This window comes from Rhodobacter xanthinilyticus (genome assembly GCF_001856665.1).
Taxonomy (GTDB): Bacteria; Pseudomonadota; Alphaproteobacteria; order Rhodobacterales; family Rhodobacteraceae; genus Rhodobacter; species Rhodobacter xanthinilyticus.
This window is the reverse complement of the sequence record NZ_CP017781.1, coordinates 3,292,069-3,309,782: the sequence shown is the minus strand read 5'-3', so window position 1 is coordinate 3,309,782 and position 17,714 is coordinate 3,292,069. Positions and strand designations below refer to the sequence as shown.

Genomic DNA, 17,714 nt, shown 5'->3' with positions numbered 1-17,714 from the left:
CATGACGTTCCCGCAGAACACCCCCAGCATCGATCAGCTGATCAACCTGCCCGCAGGCGAGATCGCCCAGCTTCCCGTCGAGCTTCTGGCCGCCCTGCAGCGCGAGATCGATGCTGCCGCCAAACAGATGAAGGCCGTCACCGCACGGTTTTCCACCGCGCTCGAGGTCCGCTACGCCGCCCGCGCTGCCGAAGCGCGCCGCGCCTGTGGCAAGGACACCGGCACCGTCCGCATTGTCGATGGCGATTTCACGGTGGTCGCCGACCTGCCGAAACGCGTCGAATGGGATCAGGCCAAGCTCGCCGTCATGGTCGAGCGCATCCGCGCCGCGGGAGAGGATCCGGCCGAATACGTCGAGATCAGCTTCAAGGTGCCCGAGCGCGCCTATGTCGCCTGGCCCGAGGCGATCCGCCAGGGCTTCGAGCCCGCCCGCACCGTCAAGACCGGCACGCTGAAGATCGACCTCCTGCCGCAGGAGGACCGCGCGTGAGCCTGCCCATCATCACCGCCGACCAGCGGCTGGCCGAGCCCCGCGGCATCAAGGGTTGCATCTTCGGCAAGTCCGGCATCGGCAAGACCAGCCTCCTCTGGACGCTCGACCCGGCCCGCACGCTGTTCATCGACCTCGAGGCGGGCGATCTGGCCATCGAGGGCTGGCCGGGTGACAGCATCCGGCCGCGCACATGGGCAGAGTGTCGGGATTTCGCAGTGTTCATCGGCGGGCCCAATCCGGCGCTGCGCGACGAACAGCCCTACAGCCCCGCGCATCATGCCGCTGTCTGCCAGAAGTTCGGCGATCCCGCCGCGCTCGACCGCTACGACACCATCTTCGTCGACTCGATCACTGTGGCAGGGCGTCTCTGCTTCCAATGGTGCAAGGGCCAACCCGAGGCGCTGTCGGAAAAGACCGGCAAGCCGGATGTGCGCGGGGCCTACGGGTTGCACGGGCGCGAGATGATCGCTTGGCTGACCCACCTCCAGCACACCCGGGGCCGCAACGTCTGGTTCGTGGGGATCCTCGACGAGAAGTTCGACGACTTCAACCGTCGCATTTTCCAGCCGCAGATCGACGGCTCGAAGACCGGCCTCGAACTGCCGGGGATCGTCGACGAAGTGATCACCATGGCCGAGTTGAAGGCCGACGGCGGTGATCCCTACCGCGCCTTCGTTTGCCACACCATCAACCCCTGGGGCTTCCCTGCCAAGGACCGTTCCGGTCGCCTTGGCCCGGTGGAAGAGCCGCATCTTGGCCGCCTGATGGAGAAGATCCGCGCCCCCGGCACGCCCGCGCCCCGCCGCCTGACCTTCACGCCGCTCGCTGATGGCGCGGCCGATCACCCCCTTCCGCAATCCTGATCCGCAGAGGAGACACCCCATGGGTTCCTGGAACGACTTCAACGACGCGCAGTCCAACACCAACCTCATCCCCAAGGGCACGCTGGCCAAGGTGCGGCTGACGATCCGCCCTGGCGGCTTCGACGACGCATCGCAGGGCTGGACCGGGGGCTATGCCACCCGCGGCTCGACCGGCGCCGTGTACCTGAACGGCGAGTTTACGGTGACCGAAGGCCAGTATGCCCGGCGCAAGATCTTCACCCTGATCGGTCTCTACAGCCCGAAAGGGCCCGATTGGGCCAACATGGGCCGCAGCATGATCCGCGGCATGCTGAACTCGGCGCGAGGGATTTCCGACAAGGACCAGTCCCCGCAGGCGCAAGCGGCGCGGCGGATCAACGGGCTCGGGGATCTGGATGGGATCGAGTTCCTCGCCCGGATCGATGTCGGCACCGATGCCACCGGCGACGACAAGAACGAAATCCGCAGCGCGGTGACGCTGGACCATCGTGACTATGCCCAGCACATGGGGCTGGCGGCGCAACCGGGCTATCACCCGCCCGCACAACCCGCGGCGCAGCAGCCGGTCCAGCAGCAACCTGCGTCGCCGGTGCCCGGTCGTCCCTCCTGGGCACAGTGAGGGCCTGATCCATGCGCCTTCGCCCCCGTCAGAGCCTGTTCGTGGAGCGCAGCCTCGCTGCGCTCTGCGATCACGGCAACACCCTCAGCATCGCCTCGACGGGCTTCGGCAAGACCATCGCCCTGTCGGCGGTTGTCGCGAAGTCCCTCGAGGGCGGTGATGCCAAGGCCTGCATCCTGGCCCATCGCGACGAGTTGACCGCGCAGAACCGGGCGAAGTTCGGCCGGGTCGCGCCTGGCATCCCCACGTCCGTCGTCGATGCCGAGGCCAAGAGCTGGGCCGGACGTGCGACCTTCGCCATGGTGCCGACCCTCTCGCGACCCACCAATCTGGCCGCGATGCCCGCGCTCGACCTGCTGGTCATCGACGAGGCGCATCACGCGGTGGCTGACAGCTACCGCCGGATCATCGATCATGTCCGGGGTGCCAACCCCGCCTGCCGGATCTTCGGCGTCACCGCCACGCCGAACCGGGGTGACCGCAAGGGTCTGCGCGAGATCTTCGACAATGTCGGCGACCAGGTGCGGCTGGGCGAGCTGATCGCCTCGGGCCACCTCGTCCCACCCCGCACCTACGTCATCGATGTCGGTGTGCAGGACCAACTGCGCGCGGTGCGCAAGAGCGCCGCGGATTACGACATGACCGAGGTCGCGCAGATCATGAACCGCGCGCCGGTGACGGACGAGGTGGTCCGGCACTGGCAGGAAAAGGCGAGCGAGCGGCCGACCGTGGTCTTCTGTTCCACCGTCGCCCATGCCGAAAACGTCGCGGCGGCCTTCAAAGGCGCAGGTGTTTCGGCGGCCGTCATCCATGGCGATCTCGATGCCAGCACGCGTCGCCGGATCCTCGCCGCCTATGCCTCAGGCGAAATCCGCGTCATCGTCAACGTGGCCGTGCTGACCGAGGGCTGGGACCATCCGCCCACCTCCTGCGTCGTGCTGCTGCGGCCGAGTTCCTACAAGTCCACCATGATCCAGATGGTCGGGCGCGGTCTGCGCACGGTCGATCCCGAGGAACACCCCGGTGTCGTGAAGACCGACTGCATCGTGCTGGATTTCGGGACATCGAGCCTGATCCACGGCACGCTGGAACAGGATGTCGACCTCGACGGCAAGACCGAGGCCGGTGAGGCGCCGACGAAAACCTGCCCGGCCTGCGAAGCGGAAATCCCGCTTGCCGCCATGGAGTGCCCGCTCTGCGGCGAGGTGTTCGCGCGCGACCTGGAGGAGCAAGGCGAGGGCCAGGATGCCGTCCCGCTCTCGGGTTTCATCATGTCCGAGATCGACCTTCTCAAACGGTCAAGTTTCGCATGGGTCGATCTGTTCGGCGATGACGCGGCCCTGATGGCCAACGGCTTCAATGCCTGGGGCGGGATCTTCTTTCTCGATGGACGCTGGCACGCGGTGGGCGGTGCGAAGGGGCGTGCACCCCGGCTTCTGGGCGTGGGCGAGCGGACGGTTTGCCTCGCGCAGGCCGATGACTGGCTGAACGAATACGAGACCGACGAAAGCGCCTTCAAATCGAAGGGCTGGCTGAAGCAGGCCGCAACCGAAAAGCAGCTGCAATACCTGCCGCCTGAGTTCCGGCGGGACTATGGCCTGACCCGCTATCGCGCTTCGGCGCTGATGACCTTCGGTTTCAACAAGCGTGAAATCCGCCAGCTTGTCGGCCGTGCCAGCCCGGACATCGGGAGGGCGGCGTGAACCATGTCGCGGAAATCGCATCTGCACCCGACCAGGTTTCGGACCGTGCACGCCTCTGGCACCCACGCTTCGTGCCCTGTGCCGTCTGCCTGCGTCCCGCGCAAGGCTTCGGCTTCTTCAACCCCGCCAAACCACGCCCCCGCAAGCATCGCTGGTTCTGCTCGATGCCCTGCCAGACCTGGTTCGCGGCCCGCCATCGCAAAGGACTGACCATGCAGGGAATGACCGAGGAAGAGCGCGCGGCCATCGCGCTGGTGATGAAGCGTCTGGGCCAGACGATGGACCAGATCGGCTGGGACAAGCGGCTTCGCGATCTCACGGCGGCCGAGGTCACCGCTCTGATCGAGGAAGTGCTGGAGGGCTACGGCGCCGAGATGTCGCGCATCGCCGCCACGGCGGAGGTGCCGTTCTGATGCTGGACTACAATCACCGCCCCGGCATCGCCGAACGCGTCAACGCTGCCATCGATGCCGCGTTGATCGCCGAGCGCGAGGCCACGCCACCTCGAACCTATCTCGGCGCATCCCGGCTGGGCCATGCCTGCGAGCGCGCGCTGCAGTTCGAATTCGCAGGCGCGCCCAAGGATGAGGGCGCGGATTTCGGCGGCCAGACGCTGCGGATCTTCGAGATCGGCCACCAGCTCGAGGATCTCGCAATCCGCTGGCTGCGCGCGGCCGGGATCGACCTCTACACCCGCAAGGGCAATCGCCCCGATGGCGAACAGTTCGGCTTTTCCGTCGCGGGGGGGCGCATCCGGGGCCATGTCGACGGGATCATCGCCGCGGCACCTGCGCCGCTTGGCATCGGCGTTCCAGCGCTTTGGGAATGCAAGACCATGAACGCGAAGAACTGGCGGGCCTGCGTCAAGGACGGGGTCGCCGTCGCGAAGCCGGTCTATGCCGCGCAGATCGCGCTCTACCAGGCCTACATGGAAGGGACGGTCCCCGGCATATCGGCCCATCCGGCGCTGTTCACGGCGATCAACAAGGACACCGCCGAACTGCACCACGAGCTTGTGCCCTTCGATGCAGGGCTCGCGCAGCGCATGTCGGACCGGGGCGTGCGGATCCTGCAGGCGACCGATGCGGGCGAGCTGCTGCCCCGGATCGCCACCAATCGCGACTTCTTCGAATGCCGCTTCTGCCCATGGGCTGCACGCTGTTGGGGGCTGCCCGCATGAGCGACGACAAAATCATCCACTTCAGCCCATGGCAGGATTTCAACGACGCCCCGGGGGCAGAAGATCCGTTTGGCGTTGAGCCAGACCCGGTCCAGATCGCGACGTTCCTTGATGTCGTGTTCGGCTGGTGCGAGGGCCAGATCCCGGTCCGGGGCTTTGTCGACATGGGGCAGGGCAAGGAGGGCCGGCCCCACAACGTCTGGATGGACGCTGACGCCACGGCAGCTGGCAAGCTCGCCACCTTCGCCAACTGGGCCTGGCGCGAAGGGGCCGCCGTCTACGTGATCCCCGGCACGGTCGCCGGGGCAGGGCAGGCCAAAGCCGCCGAAGTCCTGCAAATGCAGGCTCTGGTCGTCGACCTCGACGCGGGCGACATCCCTGCCAAGCTCGCTCATCTGTTGCGTCATCTGGGTCAACCCACCCTGATCATCGAGAGCGGTGGGCGGACGTCCGAAGGTGCAGCCAAGCTGCATGTCTGGTGGAAGATGACCGAACCCGCCGAGGGGGCGGCGCTGGCAAGTCTTTGCCGCCTGCGGGGCGAGATTGCCCTGAAGGTCGGCGGCGACACGCATTTTCGGTCTGCGCACCAGCCGATCAGAGTGGCAGGCACAGTCTATCACAAGCATGGCAACCAGCGGCTGGTGCAAATTCGCGAGCACCATTCCGTCGAGGTCGATCTCGACGAGTTCGCAGAGCGCGTCGCCGAAATGCCGCCCTTGCCGGGGGCCGGGATGGTCGCCAGCGGCAGTGTCACCCCGGACAAGCCCCGCCTCGACGATGTCTTGGTGACCCCAGTGCGCGAGGGCGGGCAGGACGACTGGTCCCGCTTCGAAGGCGCATCGGCCGCGATCGGCCATTTCATCCGCATGGTCCACGAAGGCCGGATGTCGAAGGACGAGGGCTGGCAGGCGATCTGCGGCTACAATTCCGCGATGCTCCGGCCCTCCTGGCCGATCGAGCGCCTTCAGCGCGAGTCCGAGCGGCTCTGGGATCTGCATGTCCAGAAGAACGGGCCGCCGCTGGTCCGCCTCGAGAGCGCAGCCCCCGCACCCAGTGAAATGCCCACCTTCACGCTCGGCGCGCTGCTGGACGATGCCAGCCCGATGCCCGAGGACATCATCGCGCCCCGTGTGCTCACGCCGGGCGGACTTTTGGTGCTGGGCGGTGCGCCGAAGGTCGGCAAGAGCGATCTGACGATCAGCTGGCTGGTCCACATGGCCGCCGGTCAGCCCTTCCTTGGCTTCACCCCGCCGCGCCCGCTGCGGGTGTTCTACCTGCAGGCCGAGATCCAATATCACTACCTGCGCGAACGGCTGGGCCAGATCGCGCTGCCCGCCAGGGTTCTGGCAGCAGCACGCGACACCTTCGTGGCAACGCCCAAGCTGAAGCTGCTGCTCGATGCCGAAGGCAGCATCCGGGTGGCGCGCGCCATCCAGGCGGCGTTTCCGGATGCGGGCCCGGACATCATCTGCATCGACCCGATCCGCAACATCTTCGACGGCGGTCCGGCCAATTCACATGGGAGCAGTGGCGGCGAAAATGACAATACCGCCATGATGTTCTTCCTCAAGGACCGGGTCGAGGTGCTGCGGGATTACATCAACCCCGCCTGCGGGGTGATCCTGGTCCATCACACGCGAAAGCTGTCGAAGCAGCAGCTGAAGGACGATCCGTTCCTCGCCCTGTCGGGGGCCAGCGCGCTCCGGGGCTTCTATACCTCCGGCCTGATCCTGCACCGGCCGGATGAGGACGCACCGGAGCGCAAACTCGAGATCGAGCTCAGGAATGGCCCGGCGCTGCCCTCGAAGCTGATCGACAAGGTCGGCGGCCAGTGGGTCGAGATCAACCCGATGAACGAGCGCCTGGTCCGAGCTGAGGTTGGCGCGAAATACGACGCCGAGCGCGTGCGCAAGCAGGAGGTGATCCTCTCCATCCTGCTCGAGGAGGCGGCCGAGGGGCGGCTCTACACCGTCAACCAGTTCGCAGAAGTCTTCGAGAACAAGGGCGGTCTGGGAGGCAAGGATGCCATCCGCGACCGGATCGCCGTGCAGGCCACCAAGGGTGGCATCAAGTTCGTCCGCGACGGCGGCCCCTATGGTCTTGGGCCGTCACGCTCGCGTTTCGGATACCTCTGCGTCGAGGGAATGGTCATGCCTACAGGCGGCGAGGAGGTCGATCCGGAGACCGGCGAAGTCACGCCCGTCCGCGTTGCGGTGCTGCCGACCCATTACAAATCGCCTCAGACCGGCGCGCTTCTCGAGGTCGAGAACCCGCATGTCTGGGTCTATCCCGAGGGGGAACGGCCATGATCGCCCCCGACAACTGCTTTGCGCGGCAATGCGCAGGGACCAGTTTGAACCAGATTGGCCCCGCCACTGAGACTGCCTCGCCATCCTCACGCAGGACCACGCAGGGTCAAGTTGTGACCAGTTTCGGCCCGCTTCCGAAACTGCCCCTGCAGGATTGCGCGGATGGCGCAACGGCTACGCTGCAACCAGTTTCGGCAGGATCGACCGAAACCCACCTCCCGAAACTGGAATTTCCGTTTCCTGTCAGTGTCTTGATCGGTGTTCCAAGTTTAGGGGGTGAAACCACCCCCTACGGGGGTGGGGGAGAACGCCGCAGGCGGGTTCTCCCACGCCCACCCCCAGGGGTTTCGCGCGCGGGGCCTGTCGCGGGTCCGATCACCCGACCTGACAACCGAATCCCCGACCTTCCGCAACATACACCCGATGTCGCCTTCCACCGAGCAGCCAACCAGAAGAGGAGACCACCCATGGCTGACCTGACCTTCGCCACCCAACCCCATGTGGCCATCCCAGATCTGCCGACCGCCGTCCGGTTCGGCCGCACCCTGTTGGCCCTCGACCTCGGCACCACGACGGGATGGGCGCTGCAGGGCCTTGATGGGCTGATCACCAGTGGCACCGTCTCCTTCCGTCCCGGTCGCTTCGACGGCGGTGGCATGCGCTATCTGCGGTTCACCAACTGGCTGGGCGAGCTGGATCGTCTGTCCGGGCCCATCGCATCCATCTGGTTCGAAGAAGTTCGTCGCCACGCCGCAACCGACGCCGCCCATGTCTATGGCGGGCTGATGGCCACGCTGACCGCATGGGCGGAACTGCGGGGCGTGCCTTACGAGGGCGTCCCGGTCGGTACCATCAAGCGCCATGCCACCGGCAAGGGCAACGCCGACAAGGCGGCAATGATCGCTGCCGCCCGGGCGCGGGGGTTCAGCCCCGCCGATGACAACGAGGCAGATGCCATCGCGATCCTGTTCTGGGCGCTCGAGACCAAGGGGGGCCTGCAATGACCGGGATGCGGTTCACGCCGAAAGGCTATGGCGGCCGGCGTCGGAACCCCGATGAGGTCAAACGCGATGGCTGGCACGAACAGCGCGTGTTGGCCGTCGCCCTCGACGATCACCGCCTGACCTGGCCCGAGCGGGAACTGGTGCGACAGTTGGGCGAAAAGCTTTACGGCCCAGCTGCGACCGGGCGGGAGGTGCAGCGATGACTGTCTGGACCCCCGCGCTGGTCGAGGAACGGCTGGCCGAGGCCGCCTTCGTCCTGAAGCGTCTGCCCGAGCCACGCAGGCAGGGCTACTTCAGCACATGGCCTGCGGTCCTGCACAGCTTTGGCGACAAGGTCGGGCAGGAACCCAAGCCCATGCGCGTGCTTCCCTCGCCGCAGGCGATCAGCCGCATGGAGGAAACGCTGACCTGGACTGCCTGCCTCGAGCCGGTGGACGGTCGCATCGTCTGGATGAAAGCCCATGGCGAGCGGTGGAAGGAGATATGCTGGTCCGCAGGGCTGCACCGGTCGGCCGCGCATCAGCACTGGCAATTCGGCCTCGCGGTGATCGCCCTCACTCTCAACAAGCGGCGGTTCAACCGCAACCTGTCGAAGCAGAGGGTAATCGACCTAGCCAGTGACGCGTAACCCTGCGTTCCAGATAGAAAATTGTCCGGCGGACAGTTTTCGAAGGGACAGAAAGCCCTCTCCCGGGCTAGAAAGTTGATATGCTCGGGAGAGGCGCGCGCGGGGCAGGGGGCCACTGGCTTCCGGTATCCAGCGAGAGTCCGGTCGGGGTCCAGCCCCGGCGAGTTGGCGGTTCCTTCCTGGCGACATTCGTATGCTGGCGGGCGAAGCGCGGCACATCGCTAGCGACAGGGCCGGATTTTTGGGAAGCCACCCGGAAGCCAGCGTCGCCTGAGCCCGCCTGAAACACTGCAAATTCAAACCCTTGATGCTGGACACCCCTGGTGGCCACAGGACCCCGCGTGGAGTCCAGAATGGACCCCGGAGTCCGGAAGCCAGGGGTATCCACTCTGATCCGAGGAATGACCCAACCATGACGCTGAGCTTTGCCCCGGATCGGATCGAGACCTGGCCGCTGTCGCGCCTCCAGCCCTACGCAAGGAACGCGAAGGCACATGGCGCGGATCAGGTCGCGAAGATTGCCGCCAGCATGGCCGAGTTCGGCTGGACCGTGCCCTGTCTGGTCGGCGAGGGCGGCGAGCTGATCGCGGGCCATGGCCGGGTGCTGGCAGCGACGCAGCTGGGGCTGACGGAAGCACCGGTGATCGTTCTCGGGCATCTGACGGAGGCGCAGCGTCGGGCTTACCGGATCGCGGACAACAAGCTGACGGAACTCGGCACCTGGGACGAGGCGCTGCTGTCGGCGGAACTGAACGACCTGCTGGCAGAGGATTTCGACCTTTCGCTGGTCGGCTTTTCCGACGGCGAACTCGACAAGCTCTTGGCCTTCGTTCCGGAGGGGGACGGTGAAGAAGGTGGCGCCGGGGGCTCGGTGCCGCCGGTGATCATCCCCGAACCGCCGCGCAACCCGGCGTCGCGCACCGGCGATCTGTGGATCCTCGGCGACCACCGTCTGCTCTGCGGTGACAGCACCTGCGCGGCCGACGTGCGCCGCCTGATGAACGGCGAGCGGGCGATCCTGTTCGCGACCGACCCACCGTATCTCGTGGACTACGACGGTTCCAACCATCCGACACGGAACAAGGATTGGTCGGCGTCCTACGGCACGACCTGGGACGACAGCTCGCAGGGGGCCGAGCTTTACGAGGGCTTCATTGCGGCCGCGGTGGCCGAGGCCATCGCCGAGGACGCCGCCTGGTATTGCTGGCACGCTTCGCGCCGCCAGGCGATGCTGGAAGCCTGCTGGGAAAAGGCGGGCGCTTTTGTCCACCAGCAGATCATCTGGGTGAAGGACCGCGGCGTCCTGACGAGATCACACTACCTTTGGAAGCACGAGCCCTGTTTCATGGGCTGGCGCCGCCCGAACCGCCCGCCGAAGGTGGCGGAAGAAACCCTGCCATCCACATGGGCGCTGCCCAGCTTCGCCAAGGACGACCGGCCCGACCATCCGACGCCGAAACCGCTCGACGCCTTCGGCATCCCGATGCGCCAGCATGTTGCGCGGGGCGGTCTCTGCTACGAGCCGTTCTCAGGTTCGGGCTCGCAGATCATGGCGGGCGAAGCCAACGGCCGCCGCGTCTTCGCGATGGAAATCAGCTCGGCCTATGTCGATGTCGCCGTCGAGCGCTGGCAGGCCGAGACCGGCCGCGACGCGATCCTCGACGGAGATGGTCGGACCTTTGCACAGGTCAGAACCGAGCGGCTGGGCGAAGCCCCGGCCGCACCTGAAAACCAAACCGAAACCGCAGCGTGACATGCATGACCTGGCTTTACCTTCCTCCGGACGCGCTTCCGGAGCCGGAGACGCGTCCCTGTTCGGACTCTCGCTGTGCTCTGGCGCGGGCGGGCTTGACCTCGGGCTCACCATCGCCATCCCCGGATATCGTGCTGTGGGCCATGTCGAACGGGAAACCTTCGCCGCAGCCACGCTCGTGGCGCGGATGGAGGACGCGTCCCTGGATCGCGCGCCTGTCTGGGACGATGTTGCCACCTTCGACGGCCGCCCTTGGCGCGGCGCGGTGGATATCGTCACTGCGGGCTATCCGTGCCAGCCGTTCTCCGTCGCGGGCAAGCGCCGGGGTGCCGACGACCCGCGCCACCTCTGGCCGCATGTCGCTCGCATCATCGGCGAAATCAAACCGCCCTTCGTCTTCCTCGAAAATGTCGCCCATCATCTCCGCCTCGGCTTCCCCGAAGTCGCCAGCGGACTGGTCGGCATGGGCTACCGCCTTGCGGCAGGCCTGTTCACGGCGGCGGAAGTCGGCGCGCACCACAGGCGCGAGCGGCTCTTCGTCCTGGGCATCCGCGAAGGCGACGAGTTGGCCGACCCCGCGCGCCTGCTCTGGCACCCGGTCGAGTGGCGGGAACCGGACGGAACTGCTGCGCCTCTGGCCGACGCCCCGTGCCAGTGCGAACGAGAACCGGCAGACGAAGCCGACGCCCTCGCAGGAAGCGGGGCAGCACGGCATGAACCTCGCGACGACGGCCGCGCTCTGGCCGACGCCGATGGCGAACGATGGCTGCAAGCCGAGCGCGGGCAATCGCCGGACAGCGGACCTGACGCATTCGGCGGGGCTGTGGATGACGCCGACGGCGCGCGATCACAAGGACGGCGCGACGAGCTTGGCGAACACGCCGGTCAACGGCCTGCTTGGCCGCCAGGTCCTCACGACGCCGATGGCTGGGCGCGATACCTGCGATGCGCGCCGGACCTTGAACCCGCTGTTCGTCGAGGCGCTGATGGGCTGGCCCACCGGGTGGACCGGCTTCGCCTCTGTGGCAATGGCGTGGTCCCCCTGGTTGCGGCGCATGCGCTGCGAACTCTGGCGGCTGAATTGCTGGCCGATGGATGAGGTGGAGGCATGAGCCAGACCCGCCTCATGTCGCTGGTCGAGTCCGTCGCCAACGTAATCGTCGGCTATGGCGTCGCCGTGGTCACGCAGATCGTGATCTTCCCTATCTTCGGGCTGCACACGACGCTGGCCCAGAACCTGAAGATGGGCGCGGTGTTCACCGTGGTCAGCATCGCGCGGTCCTACGTCCTGCGGCGGCTGTTCGAAAGGTTCCGTTGACGTGATGCGGGACGATCATTTATCCTGGCGCTGCTGCGAATTTGGCCTCGGCCGAATTGAGTAAGCCAGCGGCTACTCTGACCTGAGGTCTTGTCCTGCAGGTTTCGCGGTCCGGCATGCGGAGCCACGGATCACCGGGCCTCGCGCGAGCAGGAGCTTCCAGCCGGGGAGCGTCCGTTACGGGCGTCGCGCATTCGCTTCTCACGAAGTCGAATGAAAGGACCCGTGTCATGGGATCTGTTAAACGTATCCGTCAAAGGAAGATGATGGCCCAAGGTGGCCGCTGCTACTATTGCGGCCTGCCGATGTGGGACGATGCTGTGGAAGCCGCAACTTCTCAACGAAACTACCAAACGAGGCGGACCCCAAAGGCGCTACGCTGCACCGCCGAGCATCTACACGCCCGCTCCGACGGTGGTAGCGACACGGATGAGAACATCGTTGCGGCCTGCTGGTACTGCAACAGCCAGCGCCATAAGCGGAAGTGCCCGCCCTCGCCCGAAGAGCATCGCGTGTATGTCCAGAAGCGCATGGCAGCCGGAAAGTGGCTGCTGGCGCAGGTGTCATTGGTCGGTCTCACAGCGACACTGACGAGGCCATCGTAGATACAGGCCGCCGCCCGGTCGGGGCGGCGGCGTAGCATTTCTGGCGTTGGGTCAGGCGGCGGGAAGCCGGTACACCCGGCCGCGCCCTTCGACCTTCTCCGAGGTCACCTCGAGCCCGAGCTTCTTCTTCAGGGGGCCAGCCATGGCCCCTCTGACCGTGTGGGCAGCCCATTCGAGCGCGGTGGCGATCTCTTCGATGGTGGCGCCGCCCGGCACGCGCAACATCTCGATCAGCGATTCCTGCTTGGTGCCTTTGCGGCGCTGGACAGACGCGGTGACGGTTTCGGCAGGCGTCGTGGTCGTTTCGGCCTCCGTGATCCCAAGCGTGCTCTGTGCCAGCGGCGTCGCGCGCAGGGTGATCGGGCCGCGCGCTTCGTCGTGCCGCCAGACGGTGTTGAGGTCGGTGGCCGGGATTTCCTCGATCAGTCCGAGCTTAAGGAGGCTCTTGCAGACATTGCCAACGGCGCCGCCCTTCAGCTTGGCGGTGACAGGAAAGACCGCGCCATCGTCGCGCGCGCAGGCCGCCGAGAGGACAACGGCTTGGGTGTCGGTCAACTGGATCTGGGTCATGGGGTCGTCTCCGTTCGCGGGGCCGCGACTGCCGCAGCCCTCCTACGACCCCAAGCCGCGCTGGGCGCGCGGCTGGAGCTTTGGCGTTGGCAGATGGTCAGATTGCGTGTTCGCCCTCCTTGAAGGCGCCGTCGGTGATCTCGCGCAGCTTGGCGCGGTAGTGGTTCAGGGTGCCGACGTGCCCCCAATGGATCTCGTCGGGGCTGGTTTCGAAATGGTCGGCGCTGAGGGCAGCGAGGCGTGCCAGCATCGCGTCGATCTCGCATTTGGCGGCGATGAAGGCGTCGAGGGCCTTGGTGTTGTCGGTCTTGCGGCAGGTCATCGGGGTGGCTCCTTGGGTCGAGTTGCATCGTCCTTCTGGAGGGACGTTCGCTCCGGTCGCGACGCTTATCAACGAGATAAGCACATGAAACTGAATGATAATCGGAGCCGTCGATGCAGGGCATGAGCGAGCGCCAGTACGCCGCGCATGTCGGGCTGTCGCGGGGCGCGATCCAGAAGGCGAAGACGGCCGAACGGCTGGTCCTCTATCCCGATGGCAGCATAAACGCGGCCGCCAGCGATGTGCGTCGGTCTGAAACCACTGACCCGTCCAAGACCCGCAAGCCGCCCGAACCTAAGCTGAAACCCGTCCCCGAGGCGGCAGTGGCTGCCGTCGGCGACACCCTGCGCGAACAGGGCCTCGCGGTCCCTGCGGTCGGTGGCGGCACGACCTTCCTGCAGGCGAAGACCGCCAACGAGGTGCTGAAGGCGCAGGAGCGACGCATCCGGCTCCAGAAGCTGAAGGGGGAATTGATCGAGCGAGCGCGCGCGCTGGCGCTGGTGTTCCGCCTGGCGCGGGAAGTGCGGGACGCTTGGGTGAACTGGCCTGCACGCGCGGCGGCGCTGATGGCGGCCGATCTGGGGGTCGAGCCAGCCGCGATGCAGAAGGTCCTGGAGAAACATGTCCGTGCCCACCTCGAGGAACTCGCCGAGGTCCGGCCCGACTTCCGCTGAAAATGACCCGCTGACAGACTTCGACGGCGCGGGCGAGATCCTGCGTGCCTGGGGCAGCGGGCTGCGGCCTGACCCCGACCTGGCGGTTTCGGAATGGGCCGACCGGCACCGCATGCTTTCAGGCCGCGCCTCGGCCGAGCCTGGGCGGTACCGCACCGGGCGCACGCCCTACATGCGCGAGATCATGGATCGGCTGTCGCCCGGCGATCCCACACAGCGGATCGTGTTCATGAAGGCGGCGCAGGTCGGCGCGACCGAGGCCGGGAACAACTGGATCGGGTTCGCCATCCACCAGGCGCCGGGGCCGATGTTGGCGGTCCAGCCGACGGTGGAACTGGCGAAACGCAACTCGCGGCAGCGGATCGATCCGCTGATCGACGAGAGCCCCGAGCTGCGGGAGCGGGTCAAACCGGCCCGGTCCCGCGACGCGGGCAACACCATGCTGTCCAAGGAATTCGCGGGCGGCATCCTGATCATGACGGGCGCGAACTCGGCGGTCGGGCTGCGCTCGACCCCGGCGCGTTACATCTTCCTCGACGAGGTCGACGCCTATCCGGCCTCGGCCGACGAGGAAGGCGATCCCGTGACGCTGGCCGAGGCCCGGTCGCTGACCTTCGCCCACCGGCGCAAGGTGTTCCTGGTCTCGACGCCCACGATCCGGGGGCTGTCGCGCATTGAGCGGGAATACGAGGCCAGCGACCAGCGCCGGTTCTTCGTGCCGTGCCCGCATTGCGGCGCGATGCAATGGCTGAAGTTCGACCGGCTGCGCTGGGAGAAGGGCCGCCCGGAAACGGCGGAATACATCTGCGAGGGCTGTGAGGCGGCAATCGCGGAACACCACAAGACGGCCATGCTGGAGGGCGGCGAATGGCGGGCGACCGCCACGGCCGCCGATCCGACGACGGTCGGGTATCACCTCTCGGCGCTGTACTCGCCGATCGGCTGGCTGAGTTGGGAGCGGATCGTGCGGTCATGGGAAGCGGCCCAAGGATCGGACGAGGCGATCAAGGCATTCCGCAACACGATCCTTGGCGAGACATGGGTCGAAACCGGGGAAGCCCCCGACTGGCAGCGGCTCTACGACCGGCGCGAGCGCTGGACATCCGGCACGGTGCCAGCGGGCGGGTTGTTCCTGACCGCCGGGGCCGATGTGCAGAAGGACCGGATCGAGGTCGACGTCTGGGCCTGGGGGCGTGGGCTGGAAAGCTGGCTGGTCGATCACGTCGTGATCGAGGGCGGGCCGGATCGGCACGACGCATGGTCGGAACTGACCGCGCTGCTAGACAGAAGCTGGCCGCACGAACGCGGCGCGCAGCTGCGCATCGCTCGGCTCGCCATCGACACCGGCTACGAGGCCCCGGCGGTCTATTCCTGGTCGCGGGCGCAGGGCTTCGCGCAGGTCTCGCCGGTCAAGGGCGTCGAGGGGTTCAACCGATCCAGTCCGGTGTCCGGCCCGACCTTCGTCGACGCGACCGAGGGCGGCAAACGTCTGCGGCGGGGGGCGCGGCTCTGGACCGTGGCTGTGTCGACCTTCAAGGCCGAGACCTATCGCTTCCTTCGGTTGGAGAGGCCGACCGATGAGGAACGCGCCGAGGGCGCAGCGTTCCCGCCCGGGACGATCCACCTGCCGACATGGGTGGAAAGCGAATGGCTGAAACAGGTCGTAGCGGAACAGCTGGTGACGGTGCGCACGAAGCGCGGCTTCGCCAAGCTCGAATGGCAGAAGCTGCGCGAACGCAACGAGGCGCTGGACTGCCGGGTCTATGCCCGCGCCGCCGCCTGGATCGCGGGTGCGGATCGCTGGACCGACGAAAAATGGCGCGACCTCGAGGATCAGCTCGGGGCGGCGCCAACGGAAATCGATGGTGCGGGGCGGGTCAATCGACCGCAAACCGCGCCCCAGGGAAAACGGCAGTCGGATTGGCTTGGCCGACGCGGAGGATGGTTCTGATGACCGACTGGACGGAAACCGAACTTGCAGCCCTGCGCCGGGCCTATGCCAGCGGCACGACCCGGGTCAGTTACGACGGCAAGTCGGTCGACTACGGCTCGGCGGAGGATCTGCTCGGCCGCATCCGCACCATCGAACGGGCCATCGCGGGGACGACCCGACCTCTGCCGGTCGCCGGGCTGGCGGGCTTCTCGCGCGGGGATCGCTGATGTCGGCCAACTGGTTCGATCACGCTATCGCGACGATCGCGCCTCGGGCTGCCGCCCGTCGCGTGCTGGCGCGGCAGGCCTTCGAGACCCTGACGCGCGGCTATGACGGGGCGTCCAAGGGCCGTCGCACGGACGGGTGGCGCGCGCCGGGATCCTCGGCCGACACCGAGATCGGCGTGGCTGGGGCGCTCTTGCGCGACCGGATGCGCGATCTGGTGCGCAACAACCCGCACGCGGCCAAGGCCGTCGCGGTGCTGGTCAACAACATCATCGGTGCGGGCATCATGCCGCGTGCGGCGAGTGGCGACGACACGCTGGACCGAAAGGTCGATGGGCTGTTCGAGCGGTGGACGGCGGAGTGCGATGCCGATGGCCAGCTCGACTTCTACGGGCTGCAGACGCTGATCTGCCGCGAAATGGTCGAGGCAGGCGAAGTTCTGGTCCGCCGCCGGTTGCGGCGCGCCAGCGACGGTCTGCCGGTGCCGATTCAGTTGCAGGTGCTGGAGGCCGACATCCTCGACGCCACGAAATCCGGCGCCCTCGGCGCGGGGCGGCTGGTGCAGGGGATCGAGTTCGACCCGGTCGGCAAGCGGCGGGCCTACTGGCTGCACGCCGAGCATCCGGGCGACGCCTATGGCGCCTTGCAGAACGGGCTGCAAAGCCGCCCGGTCCCGGCGAGTGAGATCGCCCATGTCTACGAAAAACAGCGCACACAGGCGCGCGGTGTTCCCTGGGGCGCACCGGTGATCCGCAGCTTGCGTGACCTCGACGACTACGAGGTGGCAGAACTGGTCCGCAAGAAGACCGAGGCCTGCGTCACCGCGATCGTCTTCGGCGACGACGAGGCTCAGCAGGGCATCGCGCCGTCCGTGGTCGATGCCGACGGCAACCGGGTCGAGCAGTTCGAGCCCGGGCTGATTGCCTATGCGCGCGGCGGCAAGGACATCCGCTTCAACCAGCCCTCGGCGACCGGCGGCTACGGTGAATACAAGCGCGCCAGCCTGCACACGATCTCAGCCGGGTTCCGGGTGCCTTACGAATTGCTGACCGGGGATCTGTCCCAGGTCAACTATTCCTCGATCCGGGCGGGTCTCGTCGAGTTCCGCCGCATGATCGACGCGGTCCAGTGGCAGCTCTTCATCCCGATGCTCTGCGCGCCGGTCTGGCGCTGGTTCACCGAGGCTGCATGGGCAGCAGGGCAGATCCCGACTCCGGATGTGCCGGTGGAATGGTCGCCGCCGAAGTTCGACGCGGTCGATCCCTACAAGGACGCGATGGCCGACCTGCTGGCGATCCGGACCGGCACCATGACGCTGGCGCAGGCCATTGCCCGGCAGGGCCACAACCCGGACGCGGTGCTGGCAGAAATCGCCGCGACCAACGCAAAGCTGGATGCCCTCGGCCTCGTGCTCGACAGCGACCCGCGCCGCGTCACCAAGACTGGCAGCGCGCAGGCGGGCGATCCGGCCAAGGAACCGACCGCTCCCGCATCCGAACCAGAGAAGGAATAGGG

At 66.9% G+C, this 17,714-nt stretch carries 20 protein-coding genes and 1 pseudogene; 19 read left to right on the top strand and 2 right to left on the bottom strand.

Translation table 11 applies throughout. The features are described from left to right. Position 1 precedes the first annotated feature (1 nt). From LPB142_RS16050 to LPB142_RS19965, 15 genes and pseudogenes are all read left to right on the top strand, one after another. Positions 2-490, top strand: a complete 489-nt coding sequence (locus LPB142_RS16050) for a hypothetical protein (RefSeq protein WP_071166984.1) — start codon at positions 2-4, stop codon at positions 488-490. Next, the gene (locus tag LPB142_RS16045; protein WP_071166983.1) at positions 487-1,356 is read left to right on the top strand and encodes an ATP-binding protein; all 870 of its coding nucleotides are present in this window, start codon (positions 487-489) and stop codon (positions 1,354-1,356) included. Before LPB142_RS16050 ends, LPB142_RS16045 begins: the two co-directional genes overlap by 4 nt. A 19-nt stretch (positions 1,357-1,375) precedes the next feature. Further along, entirely contained in the window at positions 1,376-1,975 is a 600-nt protein-coding gene (locus tag LPB142_RS16040; RefSeq protein ID WP_071166982.1) for a hypothetical protein, read from the top strand. A 41-nt stretch (positions 1,976-2,016) separates the two neighbouring features. Further along, positions 2,017-3,678, top strand: coding sequence for a DEAD/DEAH box helicase (locus LPB142_RS16035; protein WP_232230908.1), 1,662 nt, complete (start codon positions 2,017-2,019; stop codon positions 3,676-3,678). Continuing rightward, positions 3,675-4,091 carry a DUF6511 domain-containing protein gene (locus LPB142_RS19635; RefSeq protein WP_232230906.1) on the top strand — a complete coding sequence of 139 codons (417 nt, stop codon included), beginning with the start codon at positions 3,675-3,677 and terminating at the stop codon, positions 4,089-4,091. Before LPB142_RS16035 ends, LPB142_RS19635 begins: the two co-directional genes overlap by 4 nt. After that, the gene (locus LPB142_RS16025) at positions 4,091-4,858 is read left to right on the top strand and encodes a hypothetical protein (protein WP_071166980.1); all 768 of its coding nucleotides are present in this window, start codon (positions 4,091-4,093) and stop codon (positions 4,856-4,858) included. The genes LPB142_RS19635 and LPB142_RS16025 overlap by 1 nt, the downstream gene beginning before the upstream one ends. Then, positions 4,855-7,167, top strand: coding sequence for an AAA family ATPase (locus LPB142_RS16020; RefSeq protein WP_083392780.1), 2,313 nt, complete (start codon positions 4,855-4,857; stop codon positions 7,165-7,167). The genes LPB142_RS16025 and LPB142_RS16020 overlap by 4 nt, the downstream gene beginning before the upstream one ends. Positions 7,168-7,634: 467 nt before the next feature. Next, a complete protein-coding gene (locus LPB142_RS16015; RefSeq protein WP_071166978.1) occupies positions 7,635-8,171 on the top strand; it encodes a hypothetical protein in 537 nt (178 codons plus the stop codon). After that, a complete protein-coding gene (locus tag LPB142_RS16010) occupies positions 8,168-8,374 on the top strand; it encodes a hypothetical protein (protein ID WP_083392716.1) in 207 nt (68 codons plus the stop codon). Before LPB142_RS16015 ends, LPB142_RS16010 begins: the two co-directional genes overlap by 4 nt. Beyond that, positions 8,371-8,799: a DUF6362 family protein gene (locus tag LPB142_RS16005; RefSeq protein ID WP_068765055.1), complete on the top strand. Its 429-nt coding sequence runs from the start codon at positions 8,371-8,373 to the stop codon at positions 8,797-8,799. Before LPB142_RS16010 ends, LPB142_RS16005 begins: the two co-directional genes overlap by 4 nt. 412 nt (positions 8,800-9,211) lie before the next feature. Beyond that, complete coding sequence (locus LPB142_RS16000) at positions 9,212-10,552, top strand: site-specific DNA-methyltransferase (protein WP_071166977.1); 1,341 nt, start codon at positions 9,212-9,214, stop codon at positions 10,550-10,552. Next, positions 10,467-11,060, top strand: a pseudogene (locus tag LPB142_RS19630) (DNA cytosine methyltransferase); the annotation flags it as partial. The gene LPB142_RS16000 and the pseudogene LPB142_RS19630, both read left to right, overlap by 86 nt. Before the next feature lie 205 nt (positions 11,061-11,265). Then, a complete protein-coding gene (locus LPB142_RS19625; protein ID WP_071166975.1) occupies positions 11,266-11,664 on the top strand; it encodes a hypothetical protein in 399 nt (132 codons plus the stop codon). After that, entirely contained in the window at positions 11,661-11,870 is a 210-nt protein-coding gene (locus LPB142_RS15985; RefSeq protein ID WP_071166974.1) for a DUF7220 family protein, read from the top strand. The genes LPB142_RS19625 and LPB142_RS15985 overlap by 4 nt, the downstream gene beginning before the upstream one ends. Before the next feature lie 116 nt (positions 11,871-11,986). Next, positions 11,987-12,475 (top strand): HNH endonuclease, encoded by a 489-nt coding sequence (locus LPB142_RS19965; protein WP_394328601.1) that lies wholly within the window; start codon positions 11,987-11,989, stop codon positions 12,473-12,475. Between the two features lie 51 nt (positions 12,476-12,526). Here LPB142_RS19965 and LPB142_RS15980 read toward each other — a convergent pair whose 3' ends face one another. Both LPB142_RS15980 and LPB142_RS15975 read right to left on the bottom strand, forming a co-directional pair. Continuing rightward, a complete protein-coding gene (locus LPB142_RS15980) occupies positions 12,527-13,045 on the bottom strand; it encodes a DUF3489 domain-containing protein (protein ID WP_071166973.1) in 519 nt (172 codons plus the stop codon). 97 nt (positions 13,046-13,142) lie between these two features. Then, positions 13,143-13,367 (bottom strand): hypothetical protein, encoded by a 225-nt coding sequence (locus LPB142_RS15975; RefSeq protein WP_071166972.1) that lies wholly within the window; start codon positions 13,365-13,367, stop codon positions 13,143-13,145. Between the two features lie 113 nt (positions 13,368-13,480). Here LPB142_RS15975 and LPB142_RS15970 point away from each other — a divergent pair, with 113 nt between their 5' ends. The 4 genes from LPB142_RS15970 to LPB142_RS15955 are packed head-to-tail and all read left to right on the top strand — an operon-like array spanning position 13,481 to position 17,712. Continuing rightward, a complete protein-coding gene (locus LPB142_RS15970; protein ID WP_071166971.1) occupies positions 13,481-14,041 on the top strand; it encodes a hypothetical protein in 561 nt (186 codons plus the stop codon). Further along, a complete protein-coding gene (locus LPB142_RS15965; RefSeq protein WP_071166970.1) occupies positions 13,989-15,992 on the top strand; it encodes a phage terminase large subunit family protein in 2,004 nt (667 codons plus the stop codon). The genes LPB142_RS15970 and LPB142_RS15965 overlap by 53 nt, the downstream gene beginning before the upstream one ends. After that, positions 15,992-16,201 (top strand): phage head-tail joining protein, encoded by a 210-nt coding sequence (locus tag LPB142_RS15960; protein ID WP_071167294.1) that lies wholly within the window; start codon positions 15,992-15,994, stop codon positions 16,199-16,201. Before LPB142_RS15965 ends, LPB142_RS15960 begins: the two co-directional genes overlap by 1 nt. After that, positions 16,201-17,712, top strand: coding sequence for a phage portal protein (locus LPB142_RS15955; protein WP_071166969.1), 1,512 nt, complete (start codon positions 16,201-16,203; stop codon positions 17,710-17,712). Before LPB142_RS15960 ends, LPB142_RS15955 begins: the two co-directional genes overlap by 1 nt. Positions 17,713-17,714: the final 2 nt, after the last annotated feature.